The sequence below is a fragment of the Haloglomus litoreum genome (genome assembly GCF_029338515.1).
Lineage (GTDB): Archaea > Halobacteriota > Halobacteria > Halobacteriales > Haloarculaceae > Haloglomus > Haloglomus litoreum.
Genome location: NZ_CP119988.1, coordinates 2548416 through 2573930 on the forward strand (window position 1 = coordinate 2548416; position 25515 = coordinate 2573930).

Sequence of the window (25515 nt, forward strand, 5' to 3'; positions counted from 1 at the left end):
GCGGCCGCACCTCCCCCTCAGGCTGCGCGGCGGGCCAGCCAGCACGCGGCCACGAGCAGCGCGGCCAGCATCGGCAGGACGCCGAAGCCGGGCCCGCCAGCCCCGGTTGGCTCCGTCGCGGGACCGCTCCCCTCGTCCGTGGGCGACGCGTCGGCGGGCGTCGTGGGCTCGGTCGGCGTCCCTCCGGACACCGTCACCGTCCCCACGGGTGCATCCCCGACCGCGAGCGTGTACTCGCCGGGCGCGTCGAACCGGTGGGTCAGCGTCGTCTCGGCGCGGCCACCCGCCGGGACGGTGACGGTCCGACCCGAGACGGCCGTACCGTCGACGTGGAGAACGAGCGTGGTCTCGACCGACTCCGCCGTCGGGTTCTCGACGACGACGGTGACGGCGCCGAGTCCACCCGTCGCGACGGCCTCGGTGAGCAGGGTCGACTCCGTGATCCGGACCTCGTCGGGCGGCCGCGTCGCGAGGGCGAACGTCGACAGCCCGGGCGAGACCACCTCGTAGACGACCACGTCGCCGTCCTCGCGGACCGACGTGACCCGCGTCGTCTCCCAGCGACCGTCGTGATGGCGGTAGAGCGTCACCGAAGCCGGGTCACGGTCGAGCGCGTCCAGTCGGGCGCGGGAGACGCGGAACGCGAACCCGACCGAGGAGATGTCGCTGTCCGGAACCGAGTGGTCGACCTGGACGTACCCCAGCGGCGCGTCGGCCCCCGCTACGTCGAACGGTGGGGCGCCATCGGGCGGCGCCGCGCTGGTGGATACGTCCAGCGTGAACGGCGCACCGCTCCGGGTCGTGACCGAGAGCCCGTCGAGCGTGACACCGTCGTCGTCCGGGCCACGACCGACCGGCACCTCGACCGGGTCGCCCGGGCGGGCACCAGAGACCCTCACCCGGACGCGCCCGTCCTCGTCCCGCGAGACATCGACCGTGGGCCGCGACGCGGGCGCGTCGGCGCCGGGCGTCGGCGGCACGTCCGTCCGTGGCCCACCCGGCGTGCCCGGCGCTGTCGGGGCGCCGCCACCGTTCCTCCTGCCGTTGCCGCCATCACCGTTCCCGGGGGCCGGAGCGGGCGTCGCGGTTGGCGTGGGCGTGGGTGTCGGTGCGGGCGTCGGCGTGGGTGTGTCGGGTGGCTCCGGTGTCGGCGTCGGGTCGTCACCGCCCGAGGAGGCGGCGAGGTCGACCTGGCGCACGTCGGCCGAGCGCCACGTCGTCGTGCCGGCGCGTCGGCCATCGACGTAGAGGACGACGGCCGCGCCCTCGTCCTCACTGGTCCCGTCGACCTGGAGCTTGGGGTCGAACGCGCCCGGACCGCCGTAGGTGCCGCGTTGCTCGGTGACGAGGCGTCCGCGCTGCTCGCCGTCGAGGCGGGCGGTGACGACGGTGCCCGCCGGAGCGGGGTTGCCGTCGATCGTCAGGCTGCCGTAGTACGCTGCCGGTGGTGGTGGCGGGGTGGCCACGACGGTCGGCGCGAACGACGCGCACAGGACCGCCACGACGACGACCAGCAAGACGGCCCTCGCGAGGCGGGTACGCCGACTCACGTCTCATCCTCCGCCGCCGGGAGGAGCCTCAGGAAGTCCTCGAGGCCGACACCCGACGGAACCACACCGGGGATGGTGCCGGGCTCCGTGACGTAGACGAAGTAGCCACCGAACGCCGAGATGCGTGGCGAGGTGGTTGTCGCCGGCTCCTCGCAGTAGAAGTCACAGGAGCCGGCCGACCCCGTCTCCTCGACGAACTGGTAGTGGATGAAGCGGTCACCGGGGTCGCCGTACAGGCTCTCGGGCTCGCCGAACACCGAGAGCAGGTCGGTCGCCGCGATGGTATCCGAGGAGAGCGCGTCCTCGGCGTCGGCGGTGTATCGCGGCGCGACGAAGTTCCATCCCGGCGAGAGCGAGCGCGTGGTCGCGCGGGCTGGCGTGCTGTCCTCGAAGTCGACGACGGCACGCGCGTCTGAGGTCGGGACCACGACGACGGCCTCCATCGGCCCCAGCACCTCCGAGCCGTCCGCGATGGTCCAGGACTGCGTCGATTCGTCGAAGGTGTAGACGACACCGTCGAAGTCGCCGAACGTCTCGGTCAGGTTGGTCTCCAGCGGCGCGGGCGTGCCGAAGGCGTAGACGCTCCCGGCCGGGAACTCCAGATCGACCGCGAACGCCTGCACCTCGAGCAGTTCCTCGAAGGTCCCCTCGTCGAGCACCGAGGCCGGCGGCTCGGTCAGGAACGGGTCGGTGTTGACACGGCCGGCAGTCCGGTCCGCGGTCGGCCCGTCCGGGCCCCAGTAGCTGGCGAACGCGTCCGACTCCAGCGCGGGGTTGCGGTTGTCGACCGCGAGCGTGGTCGCCGAGAAGTCGTTGCCGCTGTGGACGTAGGAGTTCGGGTCCGAATCCGGCGCGAACCGGATGCCGGTCTCCGTCTCGAGCGTCGAGAGGACGACCGCCACGATGGCGCCCGTCCCGACGTCGGCGGTCACGCTGCCGGGGACGGGAGCCCCGTTCGCGTCCGTCGGCGCCCGGACCGTCGAGGAGAAGACGTAGGATTCGGCGCCCGACTGGACGGTGACGCCCGTCGTCGCCAGGACCGTCACGTTCAGCAGCGTCGCGTTCGATTCGTTGGCGGCGCGGACACCGTCCGGTGCGGAGAGCGTCGACTCCCGGAGCACCGCGGTCGAACCCGTCTCGGTCGCCATCCCGTAGGACGTGCCGTCGACCGTCAGGTTCCGGGCGTCGAACCGGGTCTCGTTCTCGACCACCACGCCGTAGGTCGGCTCGCCACCGGACGTGACGACCTCGTGGCCGACGGTGGTGTCGTACACCTCGACCGACCCGCCCATGGCCTGCAGGCCGGCCCGAGCAGCGCGGCCGGACCCGAGGAGGGTCCCGTTCTCGACGACCGTGATGGTCGCGTTCCTGACGACGATGGCCGTCGGATTGTTCTCGAACCCGTAGCGCGCACGGACACCGGACTGGCCCCGGAGTTCGACGTCGGCGACGGTCGCGTCGGCCACCCCCATCGCCAGCACGGGCGAGAACCCGAACAGCCCGTCACCGTTGATGCCGTTGTCGCCGACGATGGAGCTGTTCCGGACGGTCAGAGTGCCGGTGTCGGTGGCCCTGATGCCCGTGGTTCCGCCCACGATGGTCGAATCCCGGAGGGTCACGGCGTCCCCGTCACTGACGGTGATGGCCGTCGTCCGCACCGACAGGTCGAGGTCCGACAGCGTGACCGTCCCGACATCCTGCAGTCCGAGCCCGACCTCGGCATCGCTGACGGTGAGCCCGTCGATGTCCACGGGTGGCGTCGTGGGCGTCGACGACGACGAGTGCACCTCCCAGACGGCGTAGGACGTGGTCCCCTCGATGGACACGTCCTGCAACGTCAGCGGTGAGCGGTACACGTTCACTCCGTACACGGGCGGAGCCGAGGGGTCGACCGGAACCACGGAGACGTTCCTGAGCGTCACCGGGCCGAAGGCACCGTAGAGGCCGGCCCCGTTCTCCGGGGCCTGCACCTCCAGATCCTCGATGGTGATGCCACCTTCCCCCGATCGCATCGTGGAGGCACCGGGCAGTCCCTCGACGGTCGTCGCGCCCACGCCCGCACCGACGATGGCGAGCGTCTTCGCGCCGATGTCCACGTTCTCCGTGTAGTCACCGATGGCCAGCTGGATGGTCGTCCCGTTGGCGGCCACGTCGACCGCGTCCTGGATGCTGTCGCCGGCCGGCACCGACAGCGGTCGCGGGTGGACCGAGACCGGCCCGCTCTCGGCGAAGACGCTCCCGTCCGCGGGGTCACGCACGACGACCGAGTCCCGCGCGACGGTGTGGCTCGGGGGTGTGATGACGACGTCGACCGTCCCCGTGCGCACGGGGGAGAAGGTCACCGTCGTTCCGAAGTTGGCCTGCTGGCCGTCGACGACGAGCGTCGTTCCGGCCGGGGCGCCGGCCCACGGGTCGACGGTGAGTTCGTCGAGGTCGGTCACGTCGAGCGAGAGGACGATGCTGTCCCCGGGGGCGACGTACTCCGACGGCGCGCTGGCGACGGTCACCGTTCCCGTTGCCCCGGCAGGGACGGCGAGGAAGGGCACCACCATCGCGAGGACGGCGACGGTGGCGAGCGAGACGGCTAGCTGTGGGTGGGTGCGGCGGCTCATGAATGACCTCTCGGAAGCGCGGCACGGTTCGGTTGCCCCCCCGAGTATTACTTCTCCTCCGGGTGAGCCGGTAATAACCGTTGCTGCCCACGGTGTGAACGCTGTTCAGGGCGTGAACGTCGGCCGGCACGGAGCGTCACTCTTCGATGCCAAACCGAGCCGGGTCGATCGGTTCGGCCTCGCGCCACCGGCGCTCGAAGGTGTCGACCGCCCACTCGCGGACGGCGGGCGCGTCGGTATCGACCAGCGCGCGCGTGACGCCGTCACCGTCGATGATGCCCACGCCGATGCCGACCCCCGGGTCGTGGATGCCCAGCACGATGTCGATGTCGGTGGCGGTGCGGAACGCGGCGGCGTCGGACGCGAGGAGGTCGGCGAACCGTTTCCGGGTCTCGGGGGCGGCCGCCGTCACCGCCAGCATCGACGGGCCCACCACCGCCTCCAGCCGGAGGTCCCCACCGGTCACGCCGTCGTGCATCGCGTCCAGCACGCCCGGCGCGAGCGCGTCCGTCACGACGCGCTGGCGGCTGGTCTCGCGGGTGTGGCGCTCGGCCCGCCGGAGCGGCGCCGCCGGGTCACCCCGTTCGGGTCGCACGACCTCGGCGTCCCGCAGCGCCCGCAACGGCAGGCCCTCGGGGAGCCACTCCGCCAGCCCACGCAGGCGGCTGGTGGCCCGGAGCGTCGCCAGGAGGTCCGAGAACGCGTCGTGCGCCCACGCCCCCGTCGGCGTCAGCGCGTAGCCGTCGGCCGTCTCGCGGGCCCACTCGCGCTCGACGAGGTCATCCAGCACCCGCCCCAGCGTGACCCGCTCGACCCCGGCCTCCTCACCGAGCGCCCGCCGCGGCGTCGGCTCCTCGGCAAGCGCGCCGAGGACGGCCAGCCGGTTCGGTGACCGAGCGAGGAAGGCCGCATCGTCGAACGCCGCCGCGGCTGTCGTATCGTCGCCCGGTTGCACAGCGGGCCTTCGGAAACCGGATGCAAGAGCGTTCCGGGGGCCACGATTCCAGCGAGAACCACGAGATTACCGAGTTACATCGTGTATTTGTCGTTAGATTCCAGAATTATCGAAGCGAACCGTCAGTTCGTCGCCGAGGCAGGCTTCACTCGTTCTGCGGGGAGTAGTTCGGCGCCTCGTCCGTGATCATCACGTCGTGGGGGTGGCCCTCGGTCTGGCCGGCCGAGGAGACGCGGACGAACTCGGCGCCCTCCTTGAACCCCGGAATCGTCTCGGCCCCGACGTAGCCCATCCCGGACTGCATCCCGCCGACGAGCTGGTGGAGCTCGTCGGCCAGCGGGCCCTTGTACGGGGTGGCGGCCTCGACGCCCTCGGGGACGTACTCCTCGTCCTCGTCGTCCTCCTTGAGGTAGCGGTCGCCGCCGCCGGACTGCATCGCGCCGACGCTGCCCATCCCGCGGTACTGCTTGTACCGCTTGCCGTTCATCGTGATGACGCGGCCGGGCGCCTCGTCGGTGCCCGCGAAGTACGAGCCCAGCATCACGGCGTCGGCGCCCGCGGCGATGGCCTTGATGGCGTCGCCGGAGTAGCGGATGCCCCCGTCGGCGATGACCGGGACGCCCGCAGGTCCGGCCACGTCGGCCACCTCGGCGACCGCGGTCATCTGCGGCATCCCGGCGCCCGTGACGACACGCGTCGTGCAGATGGAACCGGGACCGATGCCGACCTTGACGCCGTCGGCGAAGTCGACGACGGCCTCGGCCGCCTCGTGCGTGCCGATATTCCCGACGACGACATCGGCCGCGACCTCGTTCTTGATGGAGCGGGCGCTGTCGATGACGTTCGCGTTGTGGGCGTGGGCACAATCGATGAACAGCACGTCCGCGCCAGCCTCGTCGGCCGCGGTAGCGCGGTCGGTCTCGAACGGCCCGACGGCGACGCCGACCCGCAGGCCGCCGTCCTCGTCGTGGACGGCGTCGTCGTACTCGCGGCGGGCGAGGATGCCCTGCATGGTGACGAGGCCCGTCAGGCGGTCGTCCTCGTCGACGACGGGGACCCGCTCGATCTTGTGTTCGTACATGAGCTCGAGCGCCTCGCGCGCGGTGACGCCCTCGGGAGCGGTGATGACCTCGTCGGTCATCGCCTCGCTGACGGCGTCGGTCTCGCCGACCTCGAGGAACGGCCGGATGTCGGTCGCCGAGATGATACCCAGGACGCGGTCGTCCTCGTCGACGACCGGCGCCCCGGAGACGCCCTCGCGGCCCATCATCGCGTCCACCTCGCTGACGGTCATGTCCGGCTCGGCCGTCACGACATCACGGATGACCAGCTCGTCGGCACGCTTGACCCGCTCGACGTGCTCGACGGTCTCCTCGATGTCCATGTTGCGGTGGAGGACACCCATCCCGCCCTGCCGGGCCATCTCGATGGCCAGATCGGCCTCGGTGACGGTGTCCATCGCGGCCGAGAGGACGGGGATGTTCAGGTCGACCGACTTCGAGACGCTCGTCCGCGTGTCGGCCTCGTCTGGCTCGACACGGCTCTCCTTCGGACGGAGGAGGACGTCGTCGAAGGTCAGCGCCTCCGGTACACGAAGCTTCTCCGAGAACGGCTGTGGAGCGTCGTTCGCCATGTCAACGGTGCGGAGTGCCCGCCCAAAAACGTTGTGCGACCCGTCGCGCCACGGGAGAGATAGACACACCACGGCCGCGGCGAGCCTCCGTGCCAGGCGCCCGGCCGGTCGCTCAGCCCGACACCGCGATCCCCTCGGCCGTCACCTCCACCGAACACTCGCCGCGGGTCTCGAGGTGGCGGGCGTACTCGTACGCGACCATCGAGAGGAAGCCGACGGCCGCCCCCTCCGCACCGAGTACCTCGCTCGCGAACTCCCGGGCGAAGAAGGAGTCGCGCTCGTCGAGCCAGTCCAGCAGCCGTGACTCCGTCCGCTCGGCCTTCCGGAGGCAATCCTCGATGCGCTCCTGGGGGTGCTCCATCGGCGGCCCGTGCATCGGCACCAGTCGGTCCGCCTCCAGCGCCCGCAACCGGCGCAGCGACTCCTTGTACTCGCCGATATCGCAGTGCAGCGGCGCGTACATGAAGTGGCCGTTCTCGGAGACGATGTCACCCGGCAGGCAGGTGCCGGAGGGCTCGTGCCAGAACGCGGCGTGCTGGCCGGAGTGACCCGGGGTCGAGACCACGTCCAGTTCGTACGACCCCAGTCGGACCGTCCCGCCGTCCTGCAGGACGCGCTCGAACTCGATGCGGTCCTCGTGGTACTCCCGGTCGACCGGGAAGTAGTCGTCCCACATCGCCTCGGTGGCTCCCAGCCCCGCGCACAGTCGCGTCATGTCCGCGCGGGCCTCCAGCAGGTACTCGCGGTAGTCGTGGACGATGAACGGGACGCCCTCGATGGCGACGTGGGGCAGGTCGGCGAGTTCGCCGACGACCTGCGTCCCGCCGACGTGGTCGATGTGTGGGTGCGTGAGGACGACGCGTTCGACGCCACCGAGACGGTCGGGGTCGGCGAGCGCCTCGCGGAGCGCGTCTGCCGAGCGGACGTGGCCGGTGTCGACGAGCGTGTCGCCGATGCGGAGGACGTTCACGCTCGGGCCCCAGGTCGGCTGTGGGAACTCGAACCGCTGGAACTCCATGGCCACACCTGACGCGGGGGGGACTAATCGCTTGCCGTGAGCAGGGCCGGCACCGGACCCGCCGTCGGACCCCTCCATCATGACCGACGAGGTGCGCGAGCGGTACGGCGAGCACAACTACTTCGAGATGCTCCGGGTGTTCGTCGAGGAGTACTCCGGGTTCACCAGCCACCCCGATTCGCCGGGCCGGGGCCACATCGTCGACCGTTACGAGGAACGGACGGGCCGGGCGTACGAACACGACGAGTTCTATCGCGCGCTCGGCACGCTCAAACTGGGCGTCATCACGGAGGGGTTCTTCAGGGCCCACCTCGACGACGCTCCGAACGCGAAGCCGACCTACCCGGTGATGCGGATGGTCCCGTTCGTGCTGGCCGAGCAGGGCCGACAGATCCTGGACGGCGAGGTGCCGCTGCGGGGGTGAGGGACCGCGCTAGGACTCCAGCAGCGCCCCCGCGGCGGCCGCGACCTCGTCGAAGTCCCGGAGCGTGAGGCCGTCGGTCGTCAGGAAGACCCCCTCCGACCGGTTCGTCACCCGGACCAGGAAGCCGTGCTCGAACACCCGGATTGTGTACTCGTACTCGCCGAGTTCCGACCCACGGTACGCGGTGTGGGCATCGAGCCCGAGGGATTCGTGCTCGACGAACCCCGCCAGGTCGGCGTCGGACTCCAGGTCGGACCTGAGGTACAGCTGTGCGAACTCGTCCCGCGTGAAGTAGGTCAGCGAGCGGAGCTGGTCCCCGATGGTGGTCCGGCAGGCACTCACCAGCTCGGACGCGCGGGCCTCGTCGATGGGGGCGTCGGCGTGGGCGGACATCGTTCTGTCACCGAAGCTTGGTACGTGTCGGCACACCATAGAACTGCCCCCGGGCAGACCCACCGGGAGCCGCCCAGCGACTGTCCTGTCGTGGGCGGACAGGGCTCGATGTCCCACGCACCCGTCCGGATGCGGGCCGGCCGACCGCTGCTAGCGTCCGCGCCTCAGACACCCTCGTCGCCCGAGGGCCCGCCAGCGACGAGCGTCCCCGGCGACTCGCCGGTGAGGAAGGCGTCGAGGCCATCGAGATCGAACACCGAGGCCGGCGCGTCGAGATCGAGCAGCGTCCGGACCTTCGCGGCCATCCCGCCGGTGACATCGGTGGCGTCGCTACCGCCAAGCGCGTCGGCCACCTCGTCGATGGCCGTGACCCGGTCGACCACCTCGCCCTCGGTGTCCAGCACGCCGGGAACATCCGAACAGAGCCCCACGCGGTCGGCGTCGAGTCCCGTCGCGAGTTCGGTCACGAGTTCGTCGCCCGAGACCACCGTGACGCCCTCGCCCGCCGTCGCCACCACGTCGCCGTGGAGTACGGGGACGAACCCCTCGGCGAGGAGCGCGGCGACGGCGTCGGCCGGCTGGTGGAACGCCCCACCGACCCTGAAGCCCGTCGACAGCGGCGCGACCGGAACCGCCGGCACGCCCGCATCGGCGAGCGCACCCACGACCGCACGGTTCAGTTCCCGCATCGCGCCGTGTATCTCGCGGACCGCCGTCGCGTCGTGCGACCCCGCGCTGGTGGTGACGCCGTGTCGCTCGGCGTTCGGGTGCCCGAACGACCCGCCGCCGTGGACGACGACCAGCTCCGCCGGTGCGGGGACGGCATCGGCAGCGTCGTCGGGAGCCTCGCGGCCGTGGACGGCCCCCACGGCCGCAGCCGCCCGGGCCAGCCGCTCGGTGTCGACCGTCTCGACCGCGTCCTTCCGGGTGACGACGCTGCCGCCCAGTTTCAGGACCGTCGTCACCGTTACGACTCCCTCCGGACGCCGTCCGTGTCGAGTTCGGCGCGGAACGCCTCCTCGCAGCCGGGCGTGTAGTCGAGTGCGGTCTTCGAGCCCTCGGAGTCGTCGAGGGCGACGATGCAGCCACCGCCACCCGCACCGGTCAGCTTCGCGCCGTAGGCCCCCGACTCGCGCGCGGCCCAGACCATCGAGTCCAGGGAGCGTGCCGAGACGCCGAGCGCCGACAGCAGCCCGTGGTTGAAGTTCATCAGCCCGCCGAGTTCGTCGAGCGGCGTGTCCTCGCCACGGAGGAGCGTCTCGCCCTCCCGGACGAGGTCGCCGATGGCCTCGACGGTGTCGGCTGCGAAGACGTGCCGGTCGCGCAGGTCGCGCACCCCGGCGACGAGTTCGCCGGTGTCGCCCGCGCCGCCGTCGTAGCCGACGACGAACGGGAGGCTCCCCACGTCGTCGATGCGGCGACGGTCCTCCCCCTGGACGCGGACGGCCCCTCCCATCGTCGAACAGAAGGTGTCGGCCGGCGAGGCCTGGCCGTCCTGTACCTCGTGTTCCACCTGGAAGGCACGCTCGGCGAGGGCCTCGTCGGCGATGGCGGCGCCGAGTTCGCGCGTCGCGGCGTCGATGCCCGCCACGACCACCGCGGCCGAGGAGCCCAGCCCCGCGCCGAGCGGGATGTCGGACTCGACGGTGATGTCCAGGCCCGCGTCGGGCGCGTCCGCGGCGTCGCGCGCCTGGGCGACCGCCCCGTCGATGTAGCCCATCGCCGCCTCCAGGAGGTTCGTCGGCACGTCCAGTTCGGGGGCGTCGTCGCCCTCGCCACCCCACGCGACAGTGAACCCGTCCAGGGAGAGGTCGTCGGCGTTCACCCGGACGCGGTCATCGTCGCGGCGCTCGACGGTCACGCGGGCGCGCCGCTCGATGGCACAGGGAACGGCCGGTTCGCCGTAGACGACGGCGTGCTCCCCGAACAGGTACACCTTCCCGGGGGCCGAGGAGACTGTCATACCCCGGCGTCGGCGTGGCGGGCACTTGACTCTGACCACACGACCGGGGCGTCGGCATCCGGCTGCGTGCCCGCCTGCCCGCTCGCCGGCCCTCGGGGAGCCGACACGCCCTTGCCGCCGGGCCACGTGCGTCGTCGTGTGTACCGCACGGGCGCCGCCGACCGACTCCGCCGGCACGTCCAGGCGCTCCTGAGCGACCTGGCCGCCGAGCACGGCGAACTCGATGTCGTCCGTCGCGGCTGGGACTGCGACGCCGCCTCCTACGACGCGCTCGCGGAGACCTTCCAGGCGTTCGACGTGGTCGGGGGGGCCACCGCTCGCGTCCGGGACACCGATGGCCGCCTCCTGCTGGTCCGCCACGGCGAGGACTGGGCCGACCCCGGCGACGCCCGGCGCCCGGGCGAGAACTACCGCGAGTGCGCACAGCGCGCCGTGGCAGAGGCGGCCGGCGTCGAGGTCCGCCTCGACGCCCTCTCGGAGGTGCAGATCCACGTCGCCCGCGACCCGTTCGACCGCCCGCCGCTGCCGGACCCGGCGCTCGTCTTCGAAGCGTCGCCCAGGCGAGGCGACACCCCGGAGCCGACACCGGGCGACGGGGTCGCCGAGGTCGCGTGGTTCGCGACCGACGAGTTGCCCGACGAGTTGCTGTACGAGGACCTGCGGCCGACGGCGGCGGACGTGCAGTGAGGGCCAGCGGCAGTTGGCACGCCGCGCTCACCCATCTCCCCCGCCCCGACGACACGACACCGACCCGAACTACTACAACCGCGACACGCATCGCCGAGGACAGGATGGGAGAACGGCAGCTCTCGGAGGTCGAGTCGACCATCGACGATGACGTTGCCAGGCAGATCGAGCAGCTCCACGACGCGTACGAAGCGGTGGAGGCGGCTGCCGAGGATGCGGGCCAGCTCGACCGCCTCGAGTCCTACCTCGCCGTCGACATCGTCCACATCGTCGAGCACCTCAAGCGAGCCCGGCAGTGGGAACACCAGCTCGAGGCCCATCAGCGCGGGCTGTTCGACCACGCACAGGTCCTCGACAGGGTGGGTGACGACGTGTTCACCATCCGAGCGCAGGTGAACAGAACCGAACGGGACCTCGCGGACTTCGTGGAGACGCTCGAGACCACGCGTGCGAGTCTGGACGACGGGCGCCTGACAGCGCGCCTCGACGACCTGCTCGATGGGCTGGAGCACCAGCGACAGCAGCTGGCGGCGCTACTCGAGACATTAGAGGCCGTCGATACGGACCTGCAGAACGCGGGCTTCACCTGGATCGACTGACGCCCACGCCGGAGTGGGTCGCCGACCGGGCCGCAGACACGTCGCCAGCCACTCACCGGCGGACACTCGGCAGTCTACTCGGCCAGTTGACGGGCGCGCCGGAGAACGAAAGTCGTCGCGCGTCTACAGTTCCGTCTCGAAGTCCTCGAGGGCGTAGGACGGCTCCGCGCCGCGGTTGTCGAGCGTCTCGTTGGCCAGCAACCAGTAGACGACCGACAGGGCCTTGCGCCCCTTGTTGTTGGTCGGGACGACCAGGTCCACGTTGGACGTGGTGTTGTTGGAGTCGCACATCGCCACGACCGGGATGCCGACGGTGATGGCCTCCTTGACGGCCTGGCTGTCACCGATGGGGTCGGTGACGACCACGACGTCGGGCTCGATGTAGCCGTCGTACTTCGGGTTCGTCAGCGTGCCCGGGATGAACCGGCCGGTCCGGGCGCGGGCGCCGACGGCCTCGGCGAACTTCTCGGCCGGGAAGCGGCCGTACTGGCGCGAGGACGCGACCAGGATCTGCTCGGGGGCGTAGTTCGAGAGGAACGACGCCGCCGTGCGGATGCGCTGGTCGGTCTGGGAGACGTCCAGAACGTACAGGCCGTCCGTGCGGACGCGATGGATGAACCGCTCCATCGACTTCGTCTTCTGCTGGGTCCCGATGTGGACCCCGCTCTGGAGGTACTCCTCGACCGGGATGAGGAGGTCGGCCTCCTCGTCCGGCATGACGTTCTCGTCGAGGACGGGCGTCTCCTCGGCGTCGGCCTCGGCCTCCTCGGCGTCGGCGTCGCCGCCGGAGTCCTCGGCTGTCTCCTCGGCCGCCTCCTCGGCGGCGGGCGGTGCTTCGTCGTCGTCGACCTCGGCGGCCTCGGCCGGCGCCTCCTCGGCGTCGGCCTCGGCCTCGAGGCCTTCCTCGTTGTCGCTCATGCGGATTCCTCGATTCTGATGAGTTCGTTCAGCTTGGCGGTGCGCTCGCCACCGACCGCGCCCGTCTTGATGAACGGGGCCGCGGTCGCGACGGCGAGGTGTGCGATGGTCGTGTCCTCGGTCTCGCCCGACCGGTGCGAGACGACGGCGTCGTAGCCCGCACGGTGTGCGGTCTCGACGGCGTCGAACGCGTCCGAGAGCGTGCCGATCTGGTTGGGCTTGACGAGGATGCTGTTGGCGGCACCCTGGTCGATACCCTCCTGCAGGCGCGCGACGTTCGTGACGAACAGGTCGTCGCCACAGATCAGGCAGTCGTCGACCCGCTCGGTCAGGTCGGCAAAGCCGGCGTAGTCGTCCTCGTCCAGCGGATCCTCCACGTAGACGAGGTCGTACTCGTCGACCAGGTCGGCGATGTAGTCGCGCTGTTCGGCGGGCGAGCGCTCGCGGTCGCCGTAGACGTACGCGTCGGCGTCGCCATCGTACAGCTCGGCGCCGGCGACGTCGAGCCCCATGCGGATCTCGAAGCCGACGGCGTCCTCGACCTGCTCGATGGCCTCGTCGACGATCTCGAACGCCTCGGCGTCGTCGATGCTGGGGGCCCAGGCGCCCTCGTCACCCTTCGCGGCCGGGACGTCCCGGTCCTCGAGGATGTCGTGCACGGCGGCGTGGACCTCGGCGTTCGCGAACACGGCGTCCGCGACCGAGGGTGCGCCGACCGGCGCGGCGAGGAACTCCTGGATGTGCGTGGCGTCGGCGGCGTGCTCGCCGCCCCCCACGACGTTGCCCAGCGGCGTCGGGAACTCGTTGCCCCGGAAGGCGCCACCGAGATGCTGGTACAGCGGCGCGCCGAGCACGTCGGCCGCCGCCTTCGCCGCGGCCATCGAGATGGCGACGGCGGAGTTGGCGCCGATCTCCGAGAAGTCCTCGGTGCCGTCGGCGGCCCGAAGCGCGGCGTCCACCGAGCGCTGGTCGCCGGCGTACACCTGCCCCTCGATGCGCGGCACGGCGAGTTCGCGGGCGGCGGCGATGGCCTCGCCCGCGGGTCGCTCGACGGCCTCGTACTCGCCGGTCGACGCGCCCGACGGCGCGGCCGCGCGGCCGTGGCCGCCGGATTCGGTGCGCACCTCGGCCTCGACCGTGGGCGAGCCTCGAGAGTCGAGGATGCGCCGGAGCCGAACCTCGGTGACGAGCGTCATTCGGCCTCCTCCGCCCCGGGCTTGTCGCTCCGGCGAACCGTGAACGGCAGGACGCCGGCGTCGTACTCCTCGGCCGCGATGAGGATGGGTTCGGTCTGTTCCGTGTCGATGAGCACGGGCGCCCCGAAGGACACCTGCAGCGCTCGCGCGCCGATGATGCGTGCCTTCTCGTAGCGGTTGTCCGGCCCCGCCATCATTGATAGGGTGCCACCACGTCGACCAGGTCCTTGTGCGAGACGAGCATCCGGCGACAGCAGTGCCGCTCGACGCCGAGCTCGTCGAGCACCTGTTCGGGGTCGTCGTCCCCCTCGCGGGTGCGGGACTTGAACTCCTCCCAGTGCTCGCCGACGACCTTGCCGCACGTGAAGCAGCGGACGGGTACCATCATTGGTGTATCACCTTGTGTGTTGAGTGTGGGCGTGCGGTTAGCGGTACGACTTCTGGTAGCGGGCCCGTGCGCCGGGGCCGCCCCACTTCTTCGGCTCGGACTGGCGCACGTCGTTGACCAGCAGCGAGCGGTCGAAGCTCATGTACGCCTCGCGCAGCTCGGCGTCGTTGGAGTGCTGGACCAGGCCGCGCGCGATGGCGGTCCGGGCGGCGTCGGCCTGCCCGGAGAACCCGCCACCCTGCACGGTGACGTCGATGTCGACGCCCTCGCGCAGCTCGTCCTCGGCGATGCGGAACGGCTCCGTCATCTTGAGGCGGGCGAGTTCCGGCTCGACCAGCTCGACCGGCTGGGAGTTGATACGTACCTTGCCGCTCCCGTCCGTGACGGTGGCGCGGGCGACGGCGGTCTTCTTCTTGCCTGAGGTGTTCGTGACCATACTGGTTACCAGGTGACGTTGGCACCGAGTTCCTCGCTGATGTCGCCCAGCGAGGTGAAGCGGATGTTCGACAGCCGGTCCAGCGAGGTACCCTCGATGACCTCGGCCTCCCCGTCGTCGTAGGGGTCGCCGACGTAGACCCGGACACGCTCGAACGCCTCGCGCCCGCGGGTCGTCTTGTACGGGACCATGCCGCGGACGGCCCGCTTGAAGATGCCGTCGGGGCGCTTCGGGTAGTACGGCCCGCGGTCGGAGCCGACCCGTGCGCGCTCGCGGTAGGTCTCCATCGTGTCCTCCTCGCGGCCGGTGATGACCGCGTCCTCGGCGTTGACGATGGCGACGCGCTCGCCGTCGAGCGCGCGCTCGGCGACGTTGCTCGCGACGCGACCCAGGATGCAGTCCCGTGCGTCGACGACGATGTCGGCGTCGTACTCGGCGTAGCTCATCGGATCACCCGGACGTCTGCGCCCTCGTGGTTGCGGTCCAGTGCCTCTTCTAGCGTGATTGCCTCGCCAGCTGCCTCGATCTTCGTCTCGGCGGTGCCGGAGAAGTTCACGGCCGCCACCGTGACGTCCGTGCGGAGTGCGCCGGAGCCGAGCACCTTGCCCGGCACGACGACGGTCTCCTCGGGCTGGGCGTAGCGGTCGATGCGGCCCAGGTTGACCTCCGCGTGGGTGCGGCGCGGCTTCTCCAGCCGCTCCGCGATGTCGCCCCACACGTCGCCGCCGCCGTTGCGGGCGGCGGACTTGAGGTCGGCGATGAGGCTGGCGAGCCTCGGATTCGTCTTGTTACTGCTCATTGTTGTGAGAGTTCCGCAGAAGGGTGGAGTGCAGGGAGCAGGATTTGAACCTGCGGACCCCTACGGGACAGCGCCCTGAACGCTGCGCCGTTGGCCAGACTTGGCTATCCCTGCGCGCATCCACCCGTTCGTCGCTTCCCTTCAAACCGCTTTCGGTCCCGTGGTCGGGGGCAGCACGGGCCACGTGGTCCCGCCGCTCGTCGGCCCGTGTCCCCGCCGACGGCGAAGCCGTCGCGGGCGTCGGGCCCCATGCGAGCGAGCGTGTGCCGGGCAGGGTGGTGCCGGCGTGTCGTGGGGTCACGGTTGTCGGGTTCATTGCTCGTTCGTCGTGCGTTACAGCTGGACGGCCTGTTCGAGTTCGTCGGCGCGGCCGGCGATGGTGTCGACGGCGTTCAGGACGAGGTCCTCGACCGAGAGCGAACCGTCGCTCTCGATGCTGAACACGAACGCGTTCGGCACGTCGTGGACCTCGACCTCCTTGCCGGGGTAGCGCTTCGCGAGGTCGTGGTCGAACTCCTCCGTGGGGACGAGTTCGCCGTCGTCCTCGATGACGCCGCGCAGGACGTTCGGTTCGCCCGCCTCGAACTCCTCGACGTCGCCGACGACCTCCACCCGCTGGAGGTGCCGGTAGCCGACGGCCACGCCGCCCTGGTGTTTGGCGTGGGCCTTCCCGCGGTCCATCACGGCCTCCGCCTCGACCTCGAGGCGCTGGGGCGAATCGGCCCCTTCGGGGTACTTGAGGTCGATGATGGGGATGTTCTCGTCTGCGGGCTGGACCTGGTCGTCGGCCGAGACGAGGTCGCCCGAGTACGCGGTGTCGGGCCCCTCGACGTCGAGCGCGAGCGTGACCGTGTCGCCCTCCTCGTAGTCGTCGGGCGTCGTCAGCGGGACGAGCCCGAGGCGGAGCGAGATCTGCTCGTCGAACATCACCGACGAGTTCTCGATGACACGGACGGTGTCGATGCTCAGCGTCGGCACGTCCGCGACGATGGCCCGCCGGATGCCGTTGGCGAAGGCGGGCGTGATGTTGCGGACGACGAACCGGGCGTCGCGTTCGTCCCGGTCGATGAACTCCACCTCGTAGTCCTCGCTCATGTCAGAACCCGCTGTTCTTGGGTGCCCGCGTCCCGTCGTGCGGGATGGGCGTCACGTCCTCGATGCGGCCGATCTCGAGACCGGCGCGTGCGAGTGCGCGGATGGTGGCCTGTGCGCCCGGGCCGGGGCTCTTCTGCAGGTTACCGCCGGGGCCACGCACCTTCACGTGCAGGCCCTCCAGGCCCGCGGCCTGGACCTCCTCGGCGACGACCTCGGCCATCTGCATGGCCGCGTACGGGGACGCCTCGTCCCGGTTCTGCTTCACGACCGTCCCACCGGAGGACTTCGCGATGGTCTCGGCGCCGGTCAGGTCCGTCACGGTGATGACGGTGTTGTTGAACGACGCGTAGACGTGGGCGACTCCCCACCGGTCCTGTGGTACGTCTTCCTCGGAGCTCATTCCTGCTCACCTGCGCGTTCCGGGTGGAGGTCGTCGGCCAGCGGACTGTTCTCGTCGAAGTCGATGTGGTCCTCCTCGGCCACCTCGACGGTGTAGCCCGGCCGGGTGACGCGGGCGCCGCGCACCGTGACGTGCCCGTGGACGATGAACTGTCGTGCCTGGTCGGCGGTGTTGCCCAGCCCCTGGCGGTAGGCCACGGTCTGGAGGCGCCGTTCGAGGACGTCGGTGACGTCCAGCGCCAGCACGTCGCCCAGGCCGTCGTCGTCGCCGAGGACGCCGATGCGGCGCAGGCGTGCGAGGAACTGGTCCCGGGCACGCTGGGAGGCCTCGTCGGCCTCCGTCTGGCCCAGCAGCGAGCGGGCCTCGCGCCGGAACGAGCGCAGCGTCGACTGGGTGCGCCACAGCTCCTCCTTGTTCTTCAGGCCGTACCGGTCGAGCAGTCCCGCCTCCTCGTCGATGCGCTCGCCCTGGTACGGGTGGTTCGGCGTCTCGTAGAACTTGGTGTTGCTACCGAGTGCCATTATTCGTCCTCACCCGCGGCCTCTTCGGCCGCCTGCTCTTCCTTGATCGCCTCGACGTTGACGCCGATGGTGCCCTCCGTCCGGCCCGTCGACTTGGTCCGCTGCCCGCGGACCTTCTGGCCCCGCTCGTGGCGGGTGCCCTTGTACGAGTCGATCATCTTCATGCGGTTGATGTCCTGACGACGCGTCATCTCGAGCTCGTTGCCGATCTCGTGCGTCGTGGACCCGCTGAAGTAGTCGTTCTGGTGGTTGTTCATCCAGTCGGGCACCTCGTCGGCGTACCCCTCGACCAGCTCGACGACGCTGTCGATGACGTCGTCGTCGAGCTTGCCGAAGACGGCGCGCCGGTCGACGCCTGCCTTCTCGGCGATGAGGCGGGCGGCCCGGTGCCCGATGCCGTTCATCTCGGTCAGCGACCGCTCGACGGACTTGGTGCCGTCGAGGTCGGTCTGTCCAATGCGGACGAAGTACCGGATGTCCTCCTCTTCCTCCTCGGAGGCCTCCGACTCGTCCGCGTCTGGGTCTTCTGCACTCATATCTTGTTGTGGTGTGGCTAGCGCGACGGCGGGGATTCGAACCCCGGAGGCTTGCGCCACAGAGTTAGCAACCCTGCGCCTTAGACCACTCGGCCACCGTCGCTCAGCCGTTCTGCGTGCTATGGTCGCTCCGAGCGAGCCGGAACTCGCGGGTGCCGGACACCCGCTACAGTGTTTGCACTCGCCCGTACCGGACAGGTGCATAAAAACGTAGTGATGCCGCCCGCGTGTGCGAGGCCGTCTCCCGGCGGTAGCGTCGCTCTGGCACCGGGCGTCACTTCCCGTCCCGGTCCCGCTCTAGCGTCCCGCGCTCGGTCACGCGGAGGATGGTGCGCATGTTCCGGTAGATGGACTCCGGGTCTGTCTCCTCGTCCGGGTCGTAGAGGTCCGACACCCGGAACAGGATGGCCGCGACGCGCTCTGCCTCGTCGCTGTCGTCCCGGACCTCCCGGGCCACCTCACGGAGCATGGCTGCTCGCTCGGGGTCGTCGGCCGGTTGGCCGCCGCCGGCCCGCTCGTCGGTCCCGGTGCCGTCGTCGTTCACTGCTCCGGGGTGCCGGCCCGCTGCTGGTGTCGTCGCCGGTGGACGATGCCCTGCATATCCGCGGTCGTGCGGACGAAGTCACGGAACGACGCGCCGGTCTCGCTGTCGTCGTCGAGGACGACCGGCCTGCCCGAGTCGCCACCCTCACGCACGGACGTATCGAGCGGAATCGACCCGAGGAACGGCATATCGTTCTCCTCGGCGAAGCGCTCGCCGCCGCCGGCACCGAAGATGTCGTGCGTGCTGCCACAGTCCGGACAGCGGAAGCCGGCCATGTTCTCGACGATGCCGAGGACGGGCGTGTCGTGCTTGCCGAACATGCGGAGCCCCTTGCGTGCGTCGTCGAGGGCGACCTCCTGCGGGGTCGTGACGATGACCGCCCCCGAGACGGGCACGGACTGGAGCATCGTCAGCTGCGTGTCGCCCGTCCCCGGCGGCAGGTCGACGACCATGTAGTCCAGGGCGCCCCACTCGACGTCCTCCCAGAGCTGCGTGATGACCTTGTGGACCATGGGCCCCCGCCAGATGACGGGGTCGTCCTCCCCGAGCAGGAAGTCCATCGACATGAGCTTCATGCCGAACTTCTCGGGCGGTATCATCGTCTCGTCCTGGGTCGCCTTCGGCGCCTCGCCCGCATCCAGCATCCGCGGGACGTTCGGACCGTACACGTCGGCGTCGAACAGGCCCACACGGGCCCCGCGGTCGGCAAGGCCGGCCGCGAGGTTCACGGCGACGGTCGACTTGCCGACGCCGCCCTTCCCGGAGGCGACGGCGATGATGTTCTTCACGCCCGGGAGGATCTGGTCCTCGGCCGCGACGCCGCGGTCGACGCTGGCCGAGAGTTCGACCGACAGGCCGAACTCCGAGAGGGCCGTCCGCACCTCCTCGGCGATGCCGGTCTCGGTCGGCGAGTACGGGGCCCCCAGCGCGAGGTCGACCTCGATGGCGTCCCCCACGGTCACGTCGTTGACGAGTCCCAGCGATACGATGTCGTCCCCGAGGTCCGGGTCCGTCACGGATCGCAGCGCGTCGAGAACCTCGTTGCGGTCTACCATTACCGGCGATAGGCCCCGTGCGGGCGATAAGGATTGTGACGGCGGGCCGCAACGAGCGCGGGTGGACGGCCACCGACGGCGGGGAGGTGCCGAGAGAATGTATCAGGCAGAATCGATACACAGGTGACGAAACTGAGATTCCCGCCCCAAACACCCGGACTTATCGAGCAACCAGCGGCTAAAGGAAATTTTAGCGAGAACGTATCCCTCCGACGGCCCTCACGTCAGGTGCATGACCCCCGACGACCGCCCGAGTCTCGACCTGGACGGGTCTCTCGACCCGTTCGGGACGAACGCGGGCACGCACAGCGCCCTCCCCGGCGGCCACGAGTCCGCCGAGGGGGGCGTCGAGTACAGTACCGGAACGACGACGGTGGGTATCGTCGCCGCCGACGGCGTCGTCCTGGCGACCGACCGGCGGGCGTCCCTGGGCGGCCAGTTCGTCTCCAACAAGAGCGTCGTGAAGGTCGAGCAGGTCCACCCGACCGCCGCGGTCACCATAGCCGGCACCGTCGGGGCCGCGCAGGCCTACCTGAAGCAGCTCCGCGCCGAGGCGGACCTGTACGAGAACCGGCGCGGCAGCCGGATGAGCATGGAGGCGCTCTCGACCGTCGGGAGCGCCATCCTTCGCGGGCTCCCGGTCAGTCCGCTCCTGGGTGGCGTCGACCCCACCGGTGCCGACGAGAACGGTGCCGGCGAGCCCCACCTCTACCAGCTCGACGGCGCGGGCGGTCGCATCGAGGAGTCGGCCTACGCCGCGACCGGGAGCGGGATGACGGTCGCGACGGGCGCGCTCGAACGCGAGTACGACCCCGACGCCGACGTCGAGGTAGCCGTCCCGACAGCCGTCGACGCCGTGCTGGCGGCCAGCGAGCGCGACACGGCCTCCGGGAACGGGGTCGTGGTCGCGCGGGTGACCGGCGACGGCGTGGAGACGGAGCTACGTGACGCGACCGGTGCCCATATGGGTGGGGCGGCCGGAGGTGTCCGATAATGCAGAACAGCCAACAGCAGGCGTACGACCGCGGCATCACCATCTTCTCGCCGGACGGCCGGCTCTACCAGGTCGAGTACGCGCGTGAGGCGGTGAAACGCGGCACCGCCGCCGTGGGCATCCGGGCCCCCCAGGGTGTGGTCCTCGCGGCCGACGGGCGGCTCCGCTCGGAGCTGCAGGTCGCCGCGAGCGTCGAGAAAATCCACAAGGCCGACGACCACCTCGGCGTCGCCACCGCCGGCCACGCGGCCGACGCCCGCCAGCTCGTCGACTTCGCCCGTCGCCGCGCGCAGGTCGAGAAGCTCCGCTACGGCGAGGCCGTCGACACGGAGACGCTGACGAAGGCCATCACGGACAACATCCAGGAGTACACCCAGACCGGTGGCGCGCGACCGTTCGGCTGTGCGCTGCTCATCGCCGGCGTCGACGAGGGCGGCGAGCCCCGCCTGTTCGAGACCGACCCGTCGGGCACCCCCTACGAGTGGAAGGCCGTCGCGGTCGGCGGGAACCAGCGCGAGGCACAGGACCGACTCGAGGAGGGCTACGACGAGCTCGAGACCGTCGACGACGGCCTCCGCCTCGCGTTCGAGGCGCTGGCCGCCACGGCCGACGGCGACCTCACCCCGGAGGGGATGAGCGCGGCCACCATCGACGCCGAGACGGCCACCTTCGAGGCACTGGAGCGCAGCGAGATCGGTGACCACCTCGACGAGCACGGGCTGCTCGACGAGGGCGCCGACGAGAGCGACGAGGAGTAACCCCACCCCGTTCCTGCTCTTCTCACGCGGTCGCGGAGTCGGGTTCGCCGACACTCGGCTGGTCGGCTCCGGCGTCGGCTTCCTCCGGCTCGTCGCTCGCCTGCTCGACCGACTGGTCCGCACCGCTCCCGGCTCCGGCGCCGACGCTCGAGCGCCGGTCGTCGCCGTCGTCGTCGGGCGTCAGGCGGTCCGTGTAGACCACCGAGAGGTCCCGCCCGACGAAGCAGGCCAGTTCCTCGCCGCCGACCCGGGCCGTCACACGGATTGCGAGCGGGTCCGTCGAGACGACCCGTTCGCGCCACTCCGGGCCGACGTTCCACAGGGGCCGTTCGGCGAGGTCGACGCCCGCGGCGTGGAACGTCGACACGACGGCCGGCTCGTCGAGCACCGTCAGCGTCACCGGACACCGGAGCCGGTAGCCACAGGCCGTGCAGGTCATCCGGGCACGGGCGGCGGTCGCGTCACCGGCCGTGTCTCCGGGCTCGTCGTCCCCGGACCCGGCCGTCCCCGACGCGCTCGCCGCCCCGGCCGCGTCCGCCGTCCCCACGACCTCGGCAGCCGTCTCCGCGACACCGCCACACTCGGGGCAGGTCCCGTCCCGCATCGTGGCGATCCGACCCCGGTAGTAGCTGTCCACGGCGTCCGGGAGGGACCCGTCGTCGTGGGCCCGATAGCCGGCCGGCGGGAACGGGAGCGCGAGGACCTCGCGCTCGCAGGCCCTGCAGGCGACGGTCAGGACCGTATCGTCGCCAGCCGCGTGGAGCCCCGACTCGTCACAGAACGGGCACATGGCCTCCAGATCGACCGGGTCGCGGTCGGCGCTCTCTGTCAACGTGCCCGCGGCGATGGCCCGGGCCACCCGCCGTCCGGCAGCCGTCAGCCGGTATCCGGCCTCGTCGTCGGGCGCCCCCTCGTCGTGCTCGGCCTGCTCGACCTTCTGCAGGTAGGTCTCGGGCAGTTGCCGGAGGTGGTAGGCGAAGCCGGCCGTCGTCTCCTCGTCGCTGGCCTCGAACAGCGTCGAGAACGACCGCGTCACCGGACGGCCCGCCTCTCGCTCGGCCTCGAACAGCGTCCTGACGATTGCCATCCGCGTCTCGCCGCCGAGAGCTGCGAACGCGTCGCTCGCAGCCGTGACGGGGTCGCCGTGGTCCGCCCACTCCCCGTCGGCCCCGTCACCGGTGCCGGCGTCGCCCGGAACGGCGTCACTCATTGCCACGGGTTGGACGGCGACCCGGTTAAGCGACGTGGCAGCCGCAACCCGGGCCGTCACGTAACCCAATACGATTACATCAGGCGCAATCGTGCCCGCACGATTAAACGTCCCCGGGCGAAGGTTCAGGCAATGCTGGTCGACGGGCACGGACGCGAACTGACGGGGGTCCGGGTATCGCTGACGGACCGCTGCAACTTCGACTGCGTCTACTGCCACAACGAGGGACTCGGCGACACGCGAGGGCCGATGGAGCCGGCGGACGACGAGATGTCGACGGACGACGTGGTCCGGTTCCTGGAGGTGGCAGCCGAGTTCGACGTGGACAGCGTGAAGTTCACCGGCGGCGAGCCGATGCTCCGGGAGGACCTGGAGGAGATCGTCCGCCGCGTTCCCAAGGGGATGGAGACCTCTCTCACCACCAACGGTACCTTCCTGCCCGGGCGAGCGGCGGCACTCCGCGACGCCGGCCTCGACCGGGTCAACGTCTCGCAGGACGCGCTCGACCCGACCGCGTTCCAGGAGGTCACCCAGAGTACTCAGTACGACGCCGTCCTGGAGGGTGTCCAGGCTGCCGTCGATGCCGGGCTGACGCCGGTCAAGCTGAACATGGTCGTCTTCGAGCAGACCGCCGGCTACGTCCCGGAGATGGTCGACCACGTCGCCGAGACCGAAGGCCTCCAGCTCCAGCTCATCGAGTACATGCCCGAACTCGCGGGCCGTCCGGAGTGGGCCGTCGACATCGACCGCGTCCACGGCTGGCTCGAGGAGCAGGCCGACCACGTCGAGCACCGGGAGATGCACCACCGTCGGCGGTACTGGGTCAGCCCCGACGACTCCGACGAGACGGCGACCGGCATGGTCGAGATCGTCGACCCCGTGGGGAACGAGACCTTCTGCGCCAACTGCCACCGCGTCCGCGTGACCCACCAGGGCTTCCTGAAAGGCTGTCTCAACCGCAACGACGACCTGAAACCGATGGGCGAGATGACGAAACCCGAGATCCGCGAGGCGCTCCGGGAGACGGTCGCCGACCGCGTCCCCTACTACGGCGAGTACATGGTCCGCGACGACGACGGCGAATGGGTCGTCAACGAGGAGTACATCGAGGACTACGTCGGGGCGTAACCCTCAGAGTTCGATTCCGCACTCCTCCTCGGTCGTTCCGAGATCCTCCTTCGCTGACCGGTAGTGCTCGCGCCCCTTCTCGGGCGCCTCGTTGAGGTAGGCCTCGGCGGCGTCGCCGTACCGCTCGGCGACGGTCCGCAGTTTCGTGGCCAGACAGCGGTACCGCTCGAACGTCGCCGAGAAGTGTCGGACATTCCGCTCGGATGCGGTATCGAGTCGCGAAGTTGCGTTGTCGGCGGCCACCGTCGCGTCCGCCGCGAACCCGGCTGCGCGCTCGTAGTTCCCGCGTTCGATGGCGGGCCCGGTCGCGCTCAGGAGCCCGACAACCTGCATCGTCGAGAGCGCCCCCGCGAACGCCGGTTCGAACTCGCGAGCGATGCGTCGGAAGGTCGACTGCCGCTCTCTTGCGGTGTCGACCGCGAACCCCGACACCCCCAGCGCATCCGCACGCGGGGCGATGCGGTCGAGCACGCCACCTGCGGTCCCAACCTGCTGGCGTAGCGTCCGCATGTCCCCGACGGCAGCCCGAGCGGTCTCCAGCTCCAGTTCGGTCGGAAAGGCCTGGGTCGCCTCGTAGAACGACGAGAAGCCGTCGACGATGCGGTCGTGCTGTACGGCTCTCGTCTCCAGATACTCACAGAGGAACAGCAGCCCGTTGACGGCCCGCTGTCGGTCGGCCGTCGCGCGGTCAGAGACCCCGTCGAGAGCCCCGCGGGCCCGCTGTATCGGTGGCCGGGGCGACTCGGCACGGGCGTACTCGGCGAACGCGTTCGCCGTAACGATGCCGACATCGCCGTCCTCAACGACGGCCGCGGCGTTGAGTCGCTCGATGGCTGTCGATATCTCGGTGCGTGCGGTCGTGGTCGCACGCGTGACTGCATCCGGTGTCTCGGTCCGGCGGTCGGCCGGTGACGGGGACTCGGTCCCCCCGGTCGCGGTGGCGAACGTGACGGTCGGCGTGCCGGTGGCGCGCTCCGTCGGGGAGTCTCCCCCGCCGGTCGACCCACAACCCGCGAACAGAGTCGCGCTACCGGCGAGTGAGACCAGGACCGAGCGACGGCTCCGCCTCACGGACGCTCACCCCCGTAGTAGCAGTCCTCGGGTGGGGTCCCAGTTCCCGCGTCCTCGGCATCGGCCGGGTCGTGGCTGCAGAACAGGTTGGTGACGTAGACATCGTTGTCGGCGTTGATGTAGCATCCAACGCCGGCGACGCCGCCGACCTCGCTCCACATCACTTCGCGATGTTCTGGAGAGTGCTTCCAACTTGATACAGCTTCTTTCCCAATATTCTCTATATCTTGTTCATAGCCTGAATAGAAGTTAGATATCTTGTACAGATTTTCAGCGAAAGAATTGGCGCAGGCGTAATTAAATCCCTTAATCCGGTCTCTTGGGCCACGCTCCTCATTATCTGTGTGAGAAAAGAATCCGGATTGTGACATATTCCTACTATGGAGACGCGAAATATATGCCAGCACTCCGTCCCATTCGAGTGTTACCAATCCCTGTGCTTCACGGGATTCGTTGACAGCTTCGAAGACCGCTCGTTCGAACGGCTCAATGCGTTCGTAGTCGTCACTCTCTATCGCATCGAACTCCGGCATTGGACACGGAGTCGGGGTCGGGGGAGTAGTGCGTCCGACAAATGCGTCGGTGCATCCCGCGAGGAGCCCGGACAGCGCGACGGTCCCGGAGCGGCGGAG

At 70.3% G+C, this 25515-nt stretch carries 30 protein-coding genes and 2 tRNA genes; 6 read left to right on the plus strand and 26 right to left on the minus strand.

All coding sequences use genetic code 11. The annotated features are described in order from the left end of the window. Window positions 1-17 precede the first annotated feature (17 nt). The 5 genes from P2T62_RS12635 to P2T62_RS12655 all read right to left on the minus strand — a co-directional run bounded on the left by P2T62_RS12635 (window position 18) and on the right by P2T62_RS12655 (window position 7768). The gene (locus P2T62_RS12635) at window positions 18-1550 is read right to left on the minus strand and encodes a PGF-pre-PGF domain-containing protein (protein WP_276257439.1); all 1533 of its coding nucleotides are present in this window, start codon (window positions 1548-1550) and stop codon (window positions 18-20) included. Beyond that, the gene (locus tag P2T62_RS12640; RefSeq protein WP_276257440.1) at window positions 1547-4162 is read right to left on the minus strand and encodes a right-handed parallel beta-helix repeat-containing protein; all 2616 of its coding nucleotides are present in this window, start codon (window positions 4160-4162) and stop codon (window positions 1547-1549) included. Before P2T62_RS12640 ends, P2T62_RS12635 begins: the two co-directional genes overlap by 4 nt. Before the next feature lie 136 nt (window positions 4163-4298). Beyond that, window positions 4299-5117, minus strand: a complete 819-nt coding sequence (locus P2T62_RS12645) for a helix-turn-helix transcriptional regulator (protein WP_276257441.1) — start codon at window positions 5115-5117, stop codon at window positions 4299-4301. Between the two features lie 145 nt (window positions 5118-5262). Continuing rightward, window positions 5263-6750: an IMP dehydrogenase gene (gene guaB, locus P2T62_RS12650; RefSeq protein WP_276257442.1), complete on the minus strand. Its 1488-nt coding sequence runs from the start codon at window positions 6748-6750 to the stop codon at window positions 5263-5265. A 112-nt stretch (window positions 6751-6862) separates the two neighbouring features. Then, entirely contained in the window at window positions 6863-7768 is a 906-nt protein-coding gene (locus tag P2T62_RS12655; RefSeq protein ID WP_276257443.1) for an MBL fold metallo-hydrolase, read from the minus strand. A 79-nt stretch (window positions 7769-7847) separates the two neighbouring features. Here P2T62_RS12655 and P2T62_RS12660 point away from each other — a divergent pair, with 79 nt between their 5' ends. Next, entirely contained in the window at window positions 7848-8192 is a 345-nt protein-coding gene (locus P2T62_RS12660) for a hypothetical protein (RefSeq protein ID WP_276257444.1), read from the plus strand. Between the two features lie 9 nt (window positions 8193-8201). On the opposite strand, the gene P2T62_RS12665 is transcribed toward P2T62_RS12660, so the two are convergent. The 3 genes from P2T62_RS12665 to mvk all read right to left on the minus strand — a co-directional run bounded on the left by P2T62_RS12665 (window position 8202) and on the right by mvk (window position 10548). After that, window positions 8202-8585, minus strand: coding sequence for a DUF7522 family protein (locus P2T62_RS12665; protein WP_276257445.1), 384 nt, complete (start codon window positions 8583-8585; stop codon window positions 8202-8204). Between the two features lie 164 nt (window positions 8586-8749). Continuing rightward, the gene (locus tag P2T62_RS12670) at window positions 8750-9550 is read right to left on the minus strand and encodes an isopentenyl phosphate kinase (protein WP_276257446.1); all 801 of its coding nucleotides are present in this window, start codon (window positions 9548-9550) and stop codon (window positions 8750-8752) included. A 2-nt stretch (window positions 9551-9552) separates the two neighbouring features. Further along, window positions 9553-10548 (minus strand): mevalonate kinase, encoded by a 996-nt coding sequence (mvk, locus tag P2T62_RS12675; protein ID WP_276257447.1) that lies wholly within the window; start codon window positions 10546-10548, stop codon window positions 9553-9555. A 138-nt stretch (window positions 10549-10686) separates the two neighbouring features. Here mvk and P2T62_RS12680 point away from each other — a divergent pair, with 138 nt between their 5' ends. Both P2T62_RS12680 and P2T62_RS12685 read left to right on the plus strand, forming a co-directional pair. Continuing rightward, a complete protein-coding gene (locus P2T62_RS12680; protein ID WP_276257448.1) occupies window positions 10687-11235 on the plus strand; it encodes an NUDIX hydrolase in 549 nt (182 codons plus the stop codon). 104 nt (window positions 11236-11339) lie between these two features. Further along, window positions 11340-11834: a hypothetical protein gene (locus P2T62_RS12685; protein ID WP_276257449.1), complete on the plus strand. Its 495-nt coding sequence runs from the start codon at window positions 11340-11342 to the stop codon at window positions 11832-11834. Between the two features lie 123 nt (window positions 11835-11957). Here P2T62_RS12685 and rpsB read toward each other — a convergent pair whose 3' ends face one another. The 15 genes from rpsB to P2T62_RS12760 all read right to left on the minus strand — a co-directional run bounded on the left by rpsB (window position 11958) and on the right by P2T62_RS12760 (window position 19722). Next, window positions 11958-12752 carry a 30S ribosomal protein S2 gene (gene rpsB, locus P2T62_RS12690; protein ID WP_276257450.1) on the minus strand — a complete coding sequence of 265 codons (795 nt, stop codon included), beginning with the start codon at window positions 12750-12752 and terminating at the stop codon, window positions 11958-11960. Then, window positions 12749-13948 (minus strand): phosphopyruvate hydratase, encoded by a 1200-nt coding sequence (gene eno, locus P2T62_RS12695; RefSeq protein ID WP_276257451.1) that lies wholly within the window; start codon window positions 13946-13948, stop codon window positions 12749-12751. Before eno ends, rpsB begins: the two co-directional genes overlap by 4 nt. Further along, window positions 13945-14145, minus strand: a complete 201-nt coding sequence (locus P2T62_RS12700) for a DNA-directed RNA polymerase subunit K (RefSeq protein WP_420028373.1) — start codon at window positions 14143-14145, stop codon at window positions 13945-13947. The genes eno and P2T62_RS12700 overlap by 4 nt, the downstream gene beginning before the upstream one ends. Continuing rightward, window positions 14142-14336, minus strand: a complete 195-nt coding sequence (locus P2T62_RS12705; RefSeq protein ID WP_254822546.1) for a DNA-directed RNA polymerase subunit N — start codon at window positions 14334-14336, stop codon at window positions 14142-14144. The genes P2T62_RS12700 and P2T62_RS12705 overlap by 4 nt, the downstream gene beginning before the upstream one ends. Before the next feature lie 37 nt (window positions 14337-14373). After that, complete coding sequence (locus P2T62_RS12710; protein WP_276257452.1) at window positions 14374-14772, minus strand: 30S ribosomal protein S9; 399 nt, start codon at window positions 14770-14772, stop codon at window positions 14374-14376. 5 nt (window positions 14773-14777) lie between these two features. Further along, window positions 14778-15218 carry a 50S ribosomal protein L13 gene (locus P2T62_RS12715; protein WP_276257453.1) on the minus strand — a complete coding sequence of 147 codons (441 nt, stop codon included), beginning with the start codon at window positions 15216-15218 and terminating at the stop codon, window positions 14778-14780. Then, the gene (locus tag P2T62_RS12720; protein ID WP_276257454.1) at window positions 15215-15571 is read right to left on the minus strand and encodes a 50S ribosomal protein L18e; all 357 of its coding nucleotides are present in this window, start codon (window positions 15569-15571) and stop codon (window positions 15215-15217) included. Before P2T62_RS12720 ends, P2T62_RS12715 begins: the two co-directional genes overlap by 4 nt. A gap of 29 nt (window positions 15572-15600) precedes the next feature. Further along, a tRNA-Leu gene (locus P2T62_RS12725) sits at window positions 15601-15685 on the minus strand. Window positions 15686-15904: 219 nt separating this feature from the next. Beyond that, the gene (locus tag P2T62_RS12730; RefSeq protein WP_276257455.1) at window positions 15905-16666 is read right to left on the minus strand and encodes a DNA-directed RNA polymerase subunit D; all 762 of its coding nucleotides are present in this window, start codon (window positions 16664-16666) and stop codon (window positions 15905-15907) included. Window position 16667: 1 nt separating this feature from the next. Beyond that, the gene (locus P2T62_RS12735; RefSeq protein ID WP_254822551.1) at window positions 16668-17066 is read right to left on the minus strand and encodes a 30S ribosomal protein S11; all 399 of its coding nucleotides are present in this window, start codon (window positions 17064-17066) and stop codon (window positions 16668-16670) included. Beyond that, window positions 17063-17587, minus strand: coding sequence for a 30S ribosomal protein S4 (locus P2T62_RS12740; RefSeq protein ID WP_276257456.1), 525 nt, complete (start codon window positions 17585-17587; stop codon window positions 17063-17065). The genes P2T62_RS12735 and P2T62_RS12740 overlap by 4 nt, the downstream gene beginning before the upstream one ends. Next, window positions 17587-18123 carry a 30S ribosomal protein S13 gene (locus P2T62_RS12745; protein WP_276257457.1) on the minus strand — a complete coding sequence of 179 codons (537 nt, stop codon included), beginning with the start codon at window positions 18121-18123 and terminating at the stop codon, window positions 17587-17589. The genes P2T62_RS12740 and P2T62_RS12745 overlap by 1 nt, the downstream gene beginning before the upstream one ends. Window positions 18124-18144: 21 nt before the next feature. Then, window positions 18145-18226, minus strand: a tRNA-Ser gene (locus P2T62_RS12750). 171 nt (window positions 18227-18397) lie between these two features. Beyond that, a complete protein-coding gene (locus tag P2T62_RS12755) occupies window positions 18398-18667 on the minus strand; it encodes a DUF7976 family protein (RefSeq protein WP_276257458.1) in 270 nt (89 codons plus the stop codon). Continuing rightward, a complete protein-coding gene (locus tag P2T62_RS12760) occupies window positions 18664-19722 on the minus strand; it encodes an Mrp/NBP35 family ATP-binding protein (RefSeq protein WP_276257459.1) in 1059 nt (352 codons plus the stop codon). Before P2T62_RS12760 ends, P2T62_RS12755 begins: the two co-directional genes overlap by 4 nt. Before the next feature lie 232 nt (window positions 19723-19954). Here P2T62_RS12760 and P2T62_RS12765 point away from each other — a divergent pair, with 232 nt between their 5' ends. After that, window positions 19955-20716, plus strand: a complete 762-nt coding sequence (locus tag P2T62_RS12765; RefSeq protein WP_276257460.1) for an Ntn hydrolase family protein — start codon at window positions 19955-19957, stop codon at window positions 20714-20716. Further along, window positions 20713-21474: an archaeal proteasome endopeptidase complex subunit alpha gene (gene psmA, locus P2T62_RS12770; protein ID WP_276261618.1), complete on the plus strand. Its 762-nt coding sequence runs from the start codon at window positions 20713-20715 to the stop codon at window positions 21472-21474. The genes P2T62_RS12765 and psmA overlap by 4 nt, the downstream gene beginning before the upstream one ends. A gap of 22 nt (window positions 21475-21496) precedes the next feature. On the opposite strand, the gene P2T62_RS12775 is transcribed toward psmA, so the two are convergent. Then, window positions 21497-22684 (minus strand): DUF7351 domain-containing protein, encoded by a 1188-nt coding sequence (locus P2T62_RS12775; RefSeq protein ID WP_276257461.1) that lies wholly within the window; start codon window positions 22682-22684, stop codon window positions 21497-21499. Window positions 22685-22816: 132 nt separating this feature from the next. On the opposite strand from P2T62_RS12775, the gene moaA reads away from it, so the two are divergent. After that, window positions 22817-23812 (plus strand): GTP 3',8-cyclase MoaA, encoded by a 996-nt coding sequence (moaA, locus tag P2T62_RS12780; protein ID WP_276257462.1) that lies wholly within the window; start codon window positions 22817-22819, stop codon window positions 23810-23812. A 3-nt stretch (window positions 23813-23815) separates the two neighbouring features. On the opposite strand, the gene P2T62_RS12785 is transcribed toward moaA, so the two are convergent. Together P2T62_RS12785 and P2T62_RS12790 are read right to left on the minus strand one after the other, a co-directional pair. Continuing rightward, the gene (locus tag P2T62_RS12785) at window positions 23816-24883 is read right to left on the minus strand and encodes a hypothetical protein (protein ID WP_276257463.1); all 1068 of its coding nucleotides are present in this window, start codon (window positions 24881-24883) and stop codon (window positions 23816-23818) included. Next, entirely contained in the window at window positions 24880-25416 is a 537-nt protein-coding gene (locus tag P2T62_RS12790) for a CAP domain-containing protein (protein ID WP_276257464.1), read from the minus strand. Before P2T62_RS12790 ends, P2T62_RS12785 begins: the two co-directional genes overlap by 4 nt. Window positions 25417-25515: the final 99 nt, after the last annotated feature.